This is a genomic window from Phyllobacterium sp. CCNWLW183 (assembly GCF_037203775.1).
GTDB classification, from domain to species: Bacteria; Pseudomonadota; Alphaproteobacteria; order Rhizobiales; family Rhizobiaceae; genus Phyllobacterium; species Phyllobacterium ifriqiyense.
The window spans coordinates 453,655-467,219 of sequence record NZ_JBBCBN010000001.1 but is presented as its reverse complement, the minus strand read 5'-3'; the positions used below and the strand labels follow the sequence as shown (position 1 = coordinate 467,219).

At 52.2% G+C, this 13,565-nt stretch carries 13 protein-coding genes; 3 read left to right on the top strand and 10 right to left on the bottom strand.

Features of this window, described 5'->3' with window-relative positions:
- The first annotated feature begins 252 nt into the window (after nt 1–252).
- On the top strand, nt 253–1,569 hold the full coding sequence (locus V9K95_RS02185; protein ID WP_336439960.1) for a M20 family metallopeptidase: 1,317 nt from the start codon (nt 253–255) through the stop codon (nt 1,567–1,569).
- Between the two features lie 2 nt (nt 1,570–1,571).
- Here the strand turns inward: V9K95_RS02185 and V9K95_RS02180 are convergent, their stop codons facing one another.
- Genes V9K95_RS02180 through V9K95_RS02160 form a run of 5 tightly spaced genes read right to left on the bottom strand, consistent with a single transcriptional unit; the run spans nt 1,572 to nt 6,190 of the window.
- On the bottom strand, nt 1,572–2,567 hold the full coding sequence (locus V9K95_RS02180) for a branched-chain amino acid ABC transporter permease (protein ID WP_336439961.1): 996 nt from the start codon (nt 2,565–2,567) through the stop codon (nt 1,572–1,574).
- The gene (locus V9K95_RS02175) at nt 2,564–3,439 is read right to left on the bottom strand and encodes a branched-chain amino acid ABC transporter permease (protein ID WP_336439962.1); all 876 of its coding nucleotides are present in this window, start codon (nt 3,437–3,439) and stop codon (nt 2,564–2,566) included. The genes V9K95_RS02180 and V9K95_RS02175 overlap by 4 nt, the downstream gene beginning before the upstream one ends.
- Nucleotides 3,440–3,485: 46 nt before the next feature.
- A complete protein-coding gene (locus V9K95_RS02170) occupies nt 3,486–4,199 on the bottom strand; it encodes an ABC transporter ATP-binding protein (protein ID WP_336439963.1) in 714 nt (237 codons plus the stop codon).
- A complete protein-coding gene (locus V9K95_RS02165) occupies nt 4,196–4,930 on the bottom strand; it encodes an ABC transporter ATP-binding protein (RefSeq protein ID WP_336439964.1) in 735 nt (244 codons plus the stop codon). The genes V9K95_RS02170 and V9K95_RS02165 overlap by 4 nt, the downstream gene beginning before the upstream one ends.
- Before the next feature lie 3 nt (nt 4,931–4,933).
- Nucleotides 4,934–6,190, bottom strand: coding sequence for an ABC transporter substrate-binding protein (locus V9K95_RS02160; RefSeq protein WP_336439965.1), 1,257 nt, complete (start codon nt 6,188–6,190; stop codon nt 4,934–4,936).
- A gap of 141 nt (nt 6,191–6,331) precedes the next feature.
- On the opposite strand from V9K95_RS02160, the gene V9K95_RS02155 reads away from it, so the two are divergent.
- Entirely contained in the window at nt 6,332–7,150 is an 819-nt protein-coding gene (locus tag V9K95_RS02155) for an alpha/beta fold hydrolase (protein ID WP_336439966.1), read from the top strand.
- A gap of 1 nt (nt 7,151) precedes the next feature.
- Here the strand turns inward: V9K95_RS02155 and V9K95_RS02150 are convergent, their stop codons facing one another.
- The 4 genes from V9K95_RS02150 to V9K95_RS02135 are packed head-to-tail and all read right to left on the bottom strand — an operon-like array spanning nt 7,152 to nt 10,816.
- Entirely contained in the window at nt 7,152–7,916 is a 765-nt protein-coding gene (locus tag V9K95_RS02150) for an N-formylglutamate amidohydrolase (RefSeq protein ID WP_336439967.1), read from the bottom strand.
- Entirely contained in the window at nt 7,913–9,235 is a 1,323-nt protein-coding gene (locus tag V9K95_RS02145) for a glutamine synthetase family protein (protein WP_336439968.1), read from the bottom strand. The genes V9K95_RS02150 and V9K95_RS02145 overlap by 4 nt, the downstream gene beginning before the upstream one ends.
- Entirely contained in the window at nt 9,232–9,879 is a 648-nt protein-coding gene (locus V9K95_RS02140; RefSeq protein ID WP_336439969.1) for an isochorismatase family cysteine hydrolase, read from the bottom strand. The genes V9K95_RS02145 and V9K95_RS02140 overlap by 4 nt, the downstream gene beginning before the upstream one ends.
- The gene (locus V9K95_RS02135; RefSeq protein ID WP_336439970.1) at nt 9,872–10,816 is read right to left on the bottom strand and encodes a MurR/RpiR family transcriptional regulator; all 945 of its coding nucleotides are present in this window, start codon (nt 10,814–10,816) and stop codon (nt 9,872–9,874) included. The genes V9K95_RS02140 and V9K95_RS02135 overlap by 8 nt, the downstream gene beginning before the upstream one ends.
- A gap of 204 nt (nt 10,817–11,020) precedes the next feature.
- Between V9K95_RS02135 and V9K95_RS02130 the strand changes: the two genes are divergently transcribed.
- Entirely contained in the window at nt 11,021–11,404 is a 384-nt protein-coding gene (locus tag V9K95_RS02130; protein WP_336439971.1) for a hypothetical protein, read from the top strand.
- A gap of 1,466 nt (nt 11,405–12,870) precedes the next feature.
- Here the strand turns inward: V9K95_RS02130 and V9K95_RS02125 are convergent.
- Nucleotides 12,871–13,392, bottom strand: a complete 522-nt coding sequence (locus V9K95_RS02125) for a DedA family protein (RefSeq protein WP_336439972.1) — start codon at nt 13,390–13,392, stop codon at nt 12,871–12,873.
- Nucleotides 13,393–13,565: the final 173 nt, after the last annotated feature.

Sequence of the window (13,565 nt, the reverse complement as noted above, 5' to 3'; positions counted from 1 at the left end):
GCAGTGACGCCTATCGCTCACCCGGATGACCGCGTATGGCATTAAGCCAAGCTGTTGCCAGCATGAAAGTCCCCTTCTTGCTCACTGCACCGGGTCTGTGTCGGCAATGTGGTTTCGGTCGGCAGTCGATAGGGGCGGACATTTTCTCAGGTAGAGCGGCATAATACGTTGCAAAAAATCTTGCAACATTGTCTAAATACCGATCTGATGAAACTTTCCACGCAAGACGAGCCAAGCGGTGAGGAGATCGAGATGGACGCCAACACGACGATTCAAACAGTGCAATCGTTCTTGGAGCGCGAGAAGGACTGGGTTGTCGATCTCACTCAACGCATTGTCCAAATCCCGTCCGTCAATCCAAAGTTTTACACAGATCCTGCGTTCAATCGTGAGGCGGATGTCCAGGCCGTCCTTGACCGCGAGTTAGCAGCGATCGGATTTCAAACGGAACAATGGGATGTCTTTGACGATCGTCCGAACCTCGTCGCAGATATTGCGGGCGATGAGAGCCGCAGCCTAATTCTTTGTGGGCACGTAGATGTCGTGCCGGTGGGCGACCTCGCAAGCTGGACTGTCGATCCCTTTGGTGGAGAGATCAAGGACGGCAAGTTATTTGGCCGGGGATCAATCGACATGAAGGGCGGGGTAGCTGCTTGTGTCGCAGCCGCCCGCGCCATTCGCCAATGCGGCATTGAGCTGGAAGGCCGCCTCTCGGTTCATGCGGTTGTAGACGAGGAGGCAGGTGGTTTTGGTGCCATGGACGCGGTCAGACGCGGCAAGTTGGCCAAGGCAGTGCTGGTGGCGGAACCAACTTGGGGAGACGTTTTGCCTGCCGAGGGCGGACTTGAATGGGCCCGAGTGACCTTTCGCGGACGCACGGCACATTCAGCTTGGCGTTACAACGAGATTTACCCACAGAGGCAAGGGCCGGAACGACTCGAGCCCGGCGTAAATGCCGTTGAAATCGCGAGCCGTTTCATTCAGGCGTTGCGTTATTTTGAACTTGACCGCACGCGGGCTCGCTCTCACCCTCTTTTGCCCGTTGGAATGAACACGATCAATATCGGTGTCATCCATGGTGGAGCAGGGCTGGGTGCAAATGGTCTTCCAATGACAATGACCAACCCCGCTATCATTCCGGACATTGCAGTGATTGACCTCGACATGAAGTTTCTTCCATCGGAAACGTCAGCTCAGTATCGAAGAGATTTTGAGACATTCGTCTATCATTTCTCACAAACCGATGCTTGGCTACGCGAAAACCCGCCCACAATTCAATGGGAACTGAATGGTCTGCACTTTCCACCTCTCAATACACCAGTGGACCATGCACTGGTTAAATCTCTGGTCAATCGAAAGAGCGCAATAGGCAAGACGCCTGAAGTGAAGGGGTTTGTTGCTGTATGCGATGCCGCTCATTATGCGGGGGCAGGCGTTGACGGTGTTATCTTCGGACCATCAGGAGATGGCTTTCACGGGGATGATGAGTATGTAGACCTAGATTCGCTTGTGGAGACTACCAAAGTCATCGCCGCCAGCATCATCGACTGGTGCGGCGTTAAACGATAGCTTTACGCTCGTCTTCTTTTGATGGCATTGAACAAAGAACTTGCAATACCCGCCAGACCCGAAGGATAGACAAGCATCACTGCTATGATGAGAAGAGCAGTGATGATCGGTCGCCATGCCCCAAAATCTGCCATGAACTCGGAAAATATAGTGAGCGCAAACGACGCCACTATCGCACCATATATGGTGCTTGTGCCGCCGAGCAAAACCATTGAGAGGATGATCGTGGAAAGGCTCATTCCGAAGACATCTACGGAAGCATTCCGCTGATAGGCAGCATAAAATGCGCCGGCAATGCCGGTAAAGAAAGCGCTCGAAGCAAGTGTAATCATGCGTTGCCGGACCAAGGAAATTCCACGGCTGATGGCATACTCTTCGTTATCCCGGAGTGCGACGATGCTGGCTCCGGTCCTTGATCGGACCAGTGACCTCAGAAACAATGTGCTGAGCAATAGAATTCCCAGAGCGATGTAAAAGTAAGCAAACTTGGCGTCGCGAACCATATTGTGGCTAGCAATATATAAGCCTTCAATGCGTACCATCCCCTGTGTGCCGCCCGTATAGGCGGATTGGCTGAGAATAAGCTGCATTACCAGTTGTGCGAACCCAAATGTCACAAGGATAATATAGATGCCCTTCAATCTGAGAATGGGCACAGTAACGATAACAGCGGCAGCTGTTGAAACGATGCCGCTCAGGATAAGTGCTATCCATGGGTCAATACCAAGCAGCTTGGTTGCAAGTCCGTAAGCGTATACACCTATTCCGAACAGGGCCAAATGACCGAAATTGAAGACGCCGCCGTAGCCGAGACTGAGATCCCAGTTCGAAGCGACGACAGCATATATGAAAGCCATAATAAGAATATGGCGACCATAGCTGTCGGTTATAAACAGTGGCAGCAGTGCCAGCACGGCAAACGCGATCGCTGCAACTCCAGCTTCATGCTTCCAGTTGATGCGTCCGGGTGTTTTGATTGATGTAGCAGGCATGCTCATGCAAGTCCCCTTGATTTGCCGGAAAAGATGCCTTCGGGACGCACCATCAGGGTAATGATCAGAACCGCGAAAAGAAGAGCAGGCGTCCAGTAGAGTCCGAAATAGTAGCTGCAGACGGCTTCAAAAAAGCCAATGAGATAGGCCGCAAGGATGGGGCCGTTGATGCTGGACAGACCGCCGAAAACAACCACGATCAAAGCTTTCAGCAAGGGATCAGCCCCCATGACAGGTGACATGAAACGATAACCGCCAAGGAAAATCCCGGCGAGTGCTGCCAGAGCTGCCGAGATGGCGAATGCCAATCCGTAGAGCATTTTGACGTTCAAGCCGACGAGCAACGCGGAGTCTTCGTTCTGAGCTACAGCTCTGAGAGCAAGGCCTATCCTTGTTCGATTGAGAAAGAGCCACAGTGCCAGAAGGATGAAAGGTGTAATGAAAATTATAGTGATCTGGTGCAGTGAAACACCGACACCTAACAACATGGCATTCCCATCGACCAAGGCTGGAATCTGCTTGGAGCGAGGTCCCCAAACCTCGAGGGTGCCGTTTTCAATCAGTGATGCGGCCGCCAATGTTGTAATGACCACAACCAGGACGATGTTAGGTCGGCCAATTAATGGGCGCACGACCGAAGCCTGCAGAAGCCAACCGACACCAGCCATCAGTATCATTGTCAGAGGAACGACAACGAAAAAGGGGATTGCCAGTGCAGTCAATTGCCATGCCACGTAGGCTCCGAGCATCATGAGGACGCCGTGGCTGAAATTGAATACACCAATAGTCGTCCAGATCAGCGCCAATCCAACCGCCATGACGGCGTAAAGCGATCCTTGGAACAGGCCACCGAAGATAATTTGAGCTGCTGCGTCCATTACCCGTCTCTCTCCTCAAGGGATCCGCACATGGGCGGGCGTAGTTTTATTGTCCGAAATATAGCGACATGATCTCTGAGTGATCGAGAGATTGACCAGGTTGGATCTCCGTCGCCACTTCTCCATGGTTGATCAGATAAAGATGTTTGCTGAGCTCAAGGAGAAATTCGACATCTTGCTCCACGACGACGAGCGGAACTCCTCTTTCTGAGATGCCGAGAACAGAAGCACAAAGCTCTTCTTTGATTTTCGGGGCTAGCCCAAGCGTCGGCTCATCGAGTATCAGCATCTTGGGGCTGCTCATGAGGGCAGTGCCTATTGATACCATTTGACGTTCGCCACCAGATAGCGTTCGCACCTTTTGTCGCCAGCGCTCTGCCAATTTCGGGAATATCTTGATGACGGCATCTCGGTTTGCTTCCTCATCCGCCCGCGCGCGTTTAGTGTAGGCTCCAAGCGTCAGGCACTCACCAATTGTCAAATCTGGAAACAACCTATTGCCTTGTGAAACATGGATCAGTCCGTGTTTCACGATGGCTCTCGGTGACAGGCCTGCTATTTCAATATCATTGAAGCGGATGGAGCCTTCCCTTGGATTAATCAGACCGGAGATAGTTCTGAGCAGCGTCGTTTTACCGTGACCGTTTGGTCCGAAGAGGCCGACATTTCCGAAGTTGCCGATGGTAAGACTGATGCGGTGGAGAATATCGATACGCCCGTATCCTGCAGTTAAATCTCGAATCTCGAGTGTCGTACTCATCCTGCTTTCCTCGTACCGAGATACGCCTCAATCACGCGCGGGTCCGCGATCACGCTTCTCGGCTCGCCAAGTGCCAGAACCTGGCCTTGGTTTAGGACGAGAAGATGCTGTGACAGACTCATCAGAAATGTCAGCACATGTTCAATGAGGACGACCGTTATTCCACGCTCGGCAATCCTGCGGATCAGCCCGATTGAACTTTCGATCTCCGGCTTGGTCAGTCCGGACGCAGGTTCATCAAGAAGTAGCATGCGGGGTGCCATTGCAACAGCAGTTGCAAGCATCAAGCATTTGCGATCATAAACCGAAAGTTCATCCGCGGTTTGCCCGAATCTCTTGCGCTCAATCCCGACGAGATTCAGTGCATCGGTTGCGGACTCACGCTGCTCGCTTGGGGTGCGGCGTCGACCGCAATAGACCGCGCCGATCATTGCGTTCTCGAAAACAGTCAGCTTGTCGAAACTGGTCTCTCGCTGGAACGTCCGTGCAAGACCAAGGCGAGCAATGTCATTTCCTGACTTTCTTTGGATTTCGATGCCGTCAAAAACGACTTGTCCGCGGTCCGGTCCGAAGGGAATGCTGGTGATAACGTTGAACAGTGTGCTTTTGCCGCTGCCATTGGGCCCAGCGATACCAAAGATTTCACCAGGCGCAACGTCAAAGGATATGTTATCCAAGGCCTTCAACGAACCAAAGGCCTTGGTAACATTCCGCACTTGCAAGAGTGCCATTGATCACTTCATCCAAGGCTGAGGTTTGAAATCACCAACGGCGTAAGAGGTGGGGGAGATGAGCGTGCGCTTGCCATCCCAGATCTGAAAGAATGTGAGCGGTATATAGTCATCTCCTTGAATGGCGAGGTGGGTAGCCGGGTCAAACTTCAGACGTCCCGCAACCGTTTGCTTGTCTGTTTCCCCGATTGCCTTCATGATTTCATCATGCTTCGTGGCATCGCCAACCTTCTTCAAAGCGTCGAAATAGACATTCACGATTTCGTAAAGCGCAACGCCATAGGTGCCGCTTTCAACGCCGTAGCGCGTCTTAAACTTATTGCCCACTTCTTCGGCGCGGGGGTTCTTGGGAGATACCAGCGACCCGCCGAGCAGGTTATAGATAACGCCGTTGGATTTTTCCTTCGTCAGTTCCACAAATTCCGGCACGCTTGGCGCATACTGTAGAAACACCAGACTGTTGGTCGGTTGCTCCAGGAACTGATTCAGAAATGACGCGGAGTTTCCGGGAAGATAGTCGGTATTGATGACGACATCCGGCGGGTTCTCGCGGACTTTCGCAAGAATGGAACGCCAGTCGGTAACTTCTCCGAACGGCACCATCTCATCTACAGTCAATTTCCAGCCTTGCGTCGCAAAAGTCTTTTTCATGCCTTCGGAAATTGACTTTGAATAAGCATTATCAGACGAAATGAGCGCAACGGTTTTATTCGGCAATTTTGTTTTGCCGTCTGCTGCCAGTTTTTCAATGAAACCCGGAACGTCGGTATTGTAGGCATCGAATGAAGGAGTCCACGACCAGCAGCAATTGTACTTTTCAGGTTCAGGGGCAATGATATCCCGGGTCTGCTGGGAAGTCGCGGCAATGACATAGGGCATTTCTGCTTCAGCCATCGTGTCGATTTCGAAATTGGTCAGGCTGGCGTAGCCTGTTAGCATGAAATGAACGTCGGGATCGCCCAACAATCGCTCCACCGCACTGGTTACGTTACCAGCAGATTGATCTTTCACGTCGCCGACAACAAGTTCGAACGTATCTCCGTTCACCCCACCGGCAGCATTCATCTCGTCGACGGCCATTTGCGCCCCGCGTTGAAACTCCTGCCCATCGGCGCTGGCGGGTCCTGTAATGGGAGCGAGAAGCCCGATTTTTACTACTTCCGCTTGTGCTGCGCTGGCCATCAAAAATGAAAGCGTCGTTGCGTAAAGTGCTGTGCTTGCGAAAATATGGATTCGCGTACCCATCAGTCGGCTCTTCATGGCATTCCCCTTTTTTGACGGTATTGTTTCAGTATATGCACGAAGTGCCAACAATGAAAAGAACATTTCATTGACCTTCAGCCAAACTTGCTTAATTTGTGTTCATGCCCATCAATTGAACAAGCTTCGGAGGATCCGCTTGTGACAATATTAAAAAGAAAAATAGAGACCAGCCACGGCACCCTCGCTCTTCGCGAGACTGACGGGACGGGAATCCCTGTGCTACTTATCCACGGCAACTCCAGCAGCGGGGCTGTGTTCCGCAATCAGCTCGAAGGTACGCTCGGTTCGGAATATCGTCTGATAGCGCCCGATCTGCCGGGCCATGGCGAATCTTCAGACGCGATCAATCCGGACAGAAGCTATTCGATGGAAGGCTACGCGGACGCTATGACCGAGGTTCTCCGAATCCTGCAAATCGAACGGGCCGTCGTCTTTGGCTGGTCGCTTGGTGGACATATCGGTTTGGAAATGATTTCTCGCTTCCCCGGAATGCTTGGTCTCATGATAACAGGAACGCCGCCTGTCGCAGCTGATGAGGTAGCCCAAGGCTTTAGGCCGAGCGAGCATATGGGCCTTGCCGGACAGGAACATTTTTCGGAAATCGATATCGAGAACTATGCCCGGAGTACCGGTGGCGAACCATTCGAGGATTTCTTCATCGAGGTCGTCAGCCGAACAGATGGTCGTGCAAGGCGTTTGATGTTCGAGAAGTTTGCGGCGGGTACCGGCGACAATCAGAAGGAAATCGTTGCCAATGCAGACATTCCAATTGCGGTGGTCAACGGCGTAGACGAACCGTTCGTAAACATCGATTTCGTAGCGAATGTGCGGTATAGAAAACTGTGGGAGGGTAAAACCCATACCATCAAGAACTCCGGGCATGCGCCTTTTTGGGACAAGCCGGACGAGTTCAATCCATATCTTCACCGTTTTATCAAAGACGTCTCGGCGCGCTAGTTCATCTGGGCGAAATTTCTAATGCTTTGGCTAATCGGTCTGCCCATTCCATTTGTCCCGGCACGGTGTGAATTAAATCCTGCCTTATTTCAACGAGGATGGCATCAAGACCGCGGTCTTCGCCATGGACAGGGATCGCGTAATCGTCCCGCCTGTCAATCACATATGGAACATTTGCTTCGACGGAGAGTGTTCCATCGTATCTCAGCGCGCTGATCGTCCGATTTGCAAGCTGTCGGGATTGGTTGAACAGGATACCAGCATGCCATTGACGCTTGTTGCCGAGGAACGTTGGAGTAAACGAATGGATCGCAACGATCGTCGTCTTCTTTCCTTCGTGGAGCCGTTTGTCCAGGTGCTTTACTATGCGATCATGAAACGGTTGGAAAATTCGCTTTACTCGCTGGGTGCGATCATCGGCCGAAATATCAATGTTGCCCGGGATAACCGTACTTTCCGATCTGACGGGAATGCATGTCTCACTGTCAATCGGGCGGTTCAAGTCGATCAGCAAGCGTGAATAGGTTCCAAGGAAGCAAACGGCATTAAGTCGTTCTGAAAGACCGCATGTCACGGCTTCTGCACCTATGTCCCATGCGATGTGGCGCTCGAGATCGCTGTCCGGAAGGCCAAGTTTGCCAAAAGATGCCGGCATATGATTTGAGGCGTGCTCGCAGATGAAGACGATATCTGATGTCCCGGTTTCATTGAGCACGACAACAGGTTCAGGCCAATCTTCGCCTGTTAAGTTTTCGGGTTCACTCAATATACAGTCCTGTAACGTTCGCAGATTTGATCTTCGTCCAGGTCAGCGAGTGCTTTGATTTCGGCCTGCTTCATCCCGACAAAGGTTTCGAGGAATACTGAGGGAAACCAGCTAACCACAGTTGGGTCTGCCATCAGGGCATCCAGTGCACTCGACAATGACTGAGGCAATCGCCTGAGACCGTAGAGGTCAAGGGTCTCTTCATCCATTGTGGATGGGTCGCCGGTGACAATGGCAGGGCAAGGCAATTTCTCATTCAGTCCTGCCAGTCCGGCGCGGATGATCACTGCAAGGGCTAGGTAGGGATTAGCTGTCGCATCAGCCGCACGATATTCGATGTTGTATGCTCGCGCGGGATCTCTGCCGCCTATCGTCACCGTTGGGCAGATGCGGAGCGTAGATTCACGATCTTTGTCACCCAGCCATGTGTATGACGAGCTCCAATTATGTGGTTTCAGGCGGTAGTAGGATGAAACACTTGATGCCGTCATTGCAGTTATTGCCGGCAGGTGCCGGAGAATGCCCGCACAAAAAGATGAAGCTGCCGCTGAAAGTCCGGCTGGTCCTTCTGCGTCATACGTTTTAGGATCACCGTCACTATCAATAAAGCTAAAGTGGATATGGACACCGTTTCCAACCGCGGTAACCGCAGTTTTGGGAGCAAAGCTGGCACGCCATCCGAAATTACGGGCAAGTTCGCGGGTGATTTCGCGGATTGCCACCGCTCGGTCTGCCGCAGCCAGACCATCTGCAGGTGCATGCGTTACCTCGAATTGATTTTCACCGAACTCGGATATGATGACTTCTGGAGAAACTCCCGCTTCTTCCAGCGCTGACATGAGCTGAGACGCGAATGGGTCAGCACGGCGAAGGCCCTCGAAAGACAGGACATGAGCGTCCGGCAAATCCGCTCCAAATACTTGAAATTCGTGCTCGAACGCTGCAATGAGGGACAGCCCGGTCGCGGCTTTCAAGTCTGCCAGTGCATTGATAAGCATTGTTCGAGTGCAACAGGACCAAGGCCTTCCGTCTAGCTCCACAAGGTTTCCCGGCACCAGATCGAAAGGTGTGTGGGCACTTGTATTGGTGCTCCGGAAGCGCGACGCAATATCTGGGATCAGACGCAGATCGCCCGAGGATCCCCACGGATTGGGCTGGGCAATGGAATTGAAGGGTGTCAGCGAAAGGTTGGCTTGAAGCCAGCCAACTCCAGTCGCGGCGGCTTTGTCGAGGCGTGAAGTGGTAATAAAACGGCCACGGGTTGCTCCAGAGATATCGGTCGTTACGATGCCAGTCAGATCTTCAAACGAAGCGGTCATCGCGCTGCACCAAGTTTGTTGAAACGGTCGACGACTGTGTCCGTGTCGGTGACCCAGCAGTAACCGCCGAAGGCGTTGAGGGCAGTCATGTGCCGTTCTTCGGAGACCGCTGCACAAGCATCAGAGACGCAAGTAACATAATATCCACGGTCGGCGGCATCGCGAACGGCCATGTCCACGCATTGATCGGTCATGATACCGCTAATGATAAGGTGACGAATGCCAAGATTTCGCAGAACATAGTCGATATTCGTCGAATTAAAAACGCCGGAAGATGTTTTTGGAATGAGGATTTCATCCCCCACGGGTCCAAGGTTCTCCGGAGGAAAACCCTCAGGGCGGCTGGGAGCTATGTGAATCGGCGTCAGTTTGTGGTCGAGTGAACAGTCGCGACCATCTTCGGTTAGGCTCTGAATGATGGTGTGCACAACTTCAACGCCGCCAACTCGCGCTGCTGCAAGCAAACGTTCATTGTTTGGAATTGTCGTGGTTGCTGTCTGTTTGTAAAAGTAATGATCTTGTCCACGTTCCGGATGATCCGGATCGAGACCCGGCTCCAACCAAATACGCTGCATATCCACGATTAGAATAGCGGTCGCGTCTGGTTCATATGCGGCATCACGGCTCAGCAATCGATTAGACATTTTTGTTCTCTTTGTTGCGTTTCGGACCTGCGAACTGCGTCCGTCCGTTGTCGGCATTGAGTGTTGTTCTCACGCTATCCAGGGTTACGCTATGTGTCTGTCTGATAGCCTCCAGACGCTCGATGCGTTTCGTGGTGGTATCGTCCAGCGATGACAATATCTGCGCTACCAGAGCTTCGATTTGTGCCACGGCCGGCGCTAGCGTGTCATAGGGAGAGGGCACGTCGAGTGGACAGATAATTGTCAATTCAGCGTGCTCAGCAATCGGGGAAAGCCACTGGTCTGTGAAAAGAAGAATTGTCACGCCTTGCGTTGCTGCCTGGCGAGCGAAAGCGATTACATCCGTTTGATATCGTCGATAGTCGAAGATGATCAGGACATCGCGCTTGCCGAAGTCTATAAGCGCGTCAAACGTCTGAGACGTTATTGCTCCCATATCAACTATACCGGGGCGAAACTGCATCAGATAGCCGCCAAGCATCCCTGCAATATGGCGGCTGAATCTTCCGCCAATGAGAACTACACGGCCCTTTGACTCCATAACAAGCCTCGCAGCCCGCTCGTAGGTGAGCCCCGGGGTCGCGTTGATCGTCTTATCAATGGTCTCGGAAACGGCATGAAGATAGGTGTCAGCAATGCCGGACGCTTCATCTCGCGGACGCTTGGTTTCCATCATCAAGAGCGGGGAGTGGAGGCGGTCTTCAACTTCGGCGAGCAGACGTCGCTGAAAGTCGGGATATCCGTCAAAACCAAGTTTGACGATAAGGCGGACAACCGTCGCGTCACTCACCCCAGCTTTTTTTGCCAGGTTCGTTGCTGTGCCCAGGCCGGATGCCGGATAATCCGCAAGGAGTATCTGAACTATTCGCTCTTCTGAGGGGGTTAGGGAAAGGGCTTCATCTAATAAAACGGCTCTGATCTCATTTTCGTTGTTCACAGCGGCCTCCGAGTGAAGTTTATATTTCAGCATAGGCAAATTGCACACAGATTGAAAGAAAAAATTCATTACAGTCAAAGTGCTGCTGGGTGACAGAAAGAAATTCGTCGTATCAGGCGACAACTAAGCAGATTAGTCTTAAGCCATTTTCTTTTCGCGACGAATCCTTCATCAATTCTTATTAGCCAAAGCAAGGAGATTATTGTGGATTTGAGTGAGTTGCCGAAAGGCGGTGAACGTGCGCGACGCATCACGGTTGACGGCAAACCAGCGTGGGTTGCGAAGTCAAGGCGCAGATTGCTTTCGAAGCTCTTTGGAAGCGAAGAAGAGGCTCTCGCTGCGGCGCATTCCGATGATCTCGAGGAAACCCCAGATCAAGAAGGAATAATGGTTTCTGAAAGCAGAGACGGACCTCTCGAAGCAGAGGCCTCATGGTTTACTGTAAGATTTCACACCAAACACTTAACCGCTTATGTCCCAGTAAATATCAACAATGATGAGATCGCTGAATTTGGCTACAGGTCACTCGACGTTTGTCACGAGATTGTTGAGCAGTTGAACGAGAGTATTCCTTCGCCGGGTTTCTGAACCGCGAAGGGCGTCCTTCCTAAATCCGACGAACATCCTGAAGCGCCCTAACGTGAACGGGGTGCGTCGTATTCAATAGACTATTACTGCCATACGTCACTTCGTAGGCGGAGGCCCAACGGTACCATTGACGATATTCACTCAAAAGAGCGCTAAGGGCAGCTGTTTCTTCAGAAGATATTTTTCGGTTAAGCGCATCTAATATACGCCCAACACGGGCAACCCTTCCCATTTCCCGTGAAGTTTTTAAACTTGATAATAGTGCAGGGAGAGGAAACTGCTGCATGATGAATTTCCGTGTGCCATTCATGGATATAGGGAATTATGCAAACGAGCGGCGCAAGTGACAATGCGTAAAAGTCGCACTTTATCTCATCGCTAGGCAAGCTTTGTTGAGCCATGCTACTTGAAACACTCAACTTGGGTTTGCTCTTGGTGAAGTGGGCAGCCTATCGAGAAGGCATGTTACTACTTCGGGCAGACACTGCCTTCCGACCTTATGTCCTGCGGGTTCACTTGGGGTGGCGCACGCCACGATATTTGAACGACCGGGCCCTTCTCGAAAGCAACGGCTCTCTGACGGAATGCTTCAAATTTGAAGATGCGTTTGGTTCCCGAAGATGCTGAGTAGAGCATCGGAAAACTCCGCTCGACACATGACGGCTAGTTTGCTTTTATGAACTCGGGGAGCTGGGGGGGCGCTATTGTGAAAACATATTGGTTGCTGGCGCTTTCGGCGCTCGCTGGTTGTGGCACGTATACTGCGCCTGCTGCCGTTAGGCTTGATGACGGCACTGCGCTTATCGGCACGACCACAGCGGCGGTTTCGGGCGGAACTTTTCAACTGTCATCATCCAACAGTCCGCTAACATGCGGCGGCAACTACAACGCACTCGATACAAGGCCTACAATCGCGATACCTGTTTCATGTAGCGACGGAAGGTATGGGACGGCTGTTGTTACTCGTTCGCGCGACGGATTGAGCGGCAGCGGATACGTCACGACTTCAGATGGGCAACGTGGTGTTGTAGCGTTTGGGAACAATGCAGGCTCGATCCTGGCGCAACCATCGGTTGCTCAACCCGACACCAATCCTGTTTTCGTAGCATCGTCCAATTCGACCATACCAACTGCACCAACCCATGGCTCTACGCCAACTTATCCAACGACCTATCCCCCTGCTTATGCCTCATCATCGCCCAGCTACGCATCCACACCGTCGCGCGCGTACGTCGGCAATTGTCCAACCCCAGATAGCTATGACGCCGCGGGCAGGCGGTGTGGTGGGAGGAGCGCCGCATCCCGGCCAGGCGGGTATGACGGCTACGGCTCTTGGGCTCCCACCTACAAGCCAAGTTATCGCGCTTCGTCCGGCGGAACCACTTTTGTACGTGGGTACTATCGTCGGAATGGTACGTATGTTCGCTCCCACACACGGCGTCGATAATTCTGGAGGCTGGGTTGGCCTAAATTTGGTAAGCGTGGAATAAGTCAGCAAAAAAGTATGGACCGAAGCACCAGACCATTGCCCACAAAGCGGCACCCGATGTGTTGGCTAGTGCAAATTTGGGAAATGACATTCCCATGGATCCGGCCAAGAGACCGTTGAACTGCCTCAAAACGACGACAAAGCGTGCGCCGGCAACGATGATCGGGCCGCGTCGACGGAATAAGTCTTCAAGCTTTTGCAATCGCTCCGGAGTGAGCCTCACGAGCCAGCCGTATCGGAGGAGTAGAGGTCGGCCTCCGAAATGTCCTATTGCATATCCAGTGCTGTCGCCGAGAGCCGCTGCAATCCACACAGAGAGAAACAGATGGATTACGTTGATATCTCCCTGCGATGCCAAAACCGATGAGGCAATGATTAAGCTCTCCCCAGGCAGAGGTATGCCCCAGGATTCCAGATAGATGATACAGAAAACGGCAAGGAGTCCATATTGCTGGACGTATGGCTGAACAAACGAATATATATCATTCAGGAAGTGCACTGCTGGCCTTTCGTTATATTTTCCTGCAATTTAGGATCAATAGGTTCCGGTCGCTGGTGCTCCACGCAGACATCTCGCTTACTACCTGGCGCGCTCGTTCTCCACAGTAGACGGTCGCCGGACTGATCGATGACGAATGCCTTTTTTCGCCGACAATACCCCAGTCGGCTGCA

Excerpts from the sequence above, each read along its gene's own strand:
- V9K95_RS02140 (WP_336439969.1), bottom strand. The coding sequence starts at position 9,879 with ATGTCTAATCGATTGCTGAGCCGTGATGCCGCATATGAACCAGACGCG.
- V9K95_RS02145 (WP_336439968.1), bottom strand. The coding sequence starts at position 9,235 with ATGACCGCTTCGTTTGAAGATCTGACTGGCATCGTAACGACCGATATC.
- V9K95_RS02165 (WP_336439964.1), bottom strand. The coding sequence starts at position 4,930 with ATGGCACTCTTGCAAGTGCGGAATGTTACCAAGGCCTTTGGTTCGTTG.
- V9K95_RS02180 (WP_336439961.1), bottom strand. The coding sequence starts at position 2,567 with ATGAGCATGCCTGCTACATCAATCAAAACACCCGGACGCATCAACTGG.
- V9K95_RS02175 (WP_336439962.1), bottom strand. The coding sequence starts at position 3,439 with ATGGACGCAGCAGCTCAAATTATCTTCGGTGGCCTGTTCCAAGGATCG.
- V9K95_RS02185 (WP_336439960.1), top strand. The coding sequence starts at position 253 with ATGGACGCCAACACGACGATTCAAACAGTGCAATCGTTCTTGGAGCGC.
- V9K95_RS02170 (WP_336439963.1), bottom strand. The coding sequence starts at position 4,199 with ATGAGTACGACACTCGAGATTCGAGATTTAACTGCAGGATACGGGCGT.
- V9K95_RS02160 (WP_336439965.1), bottom strand. The coding sequence starts at position 6,190 with ATGAAGAGCCGACTGATGGGTACGCGAATCCATATTTTCGCAAGCACA.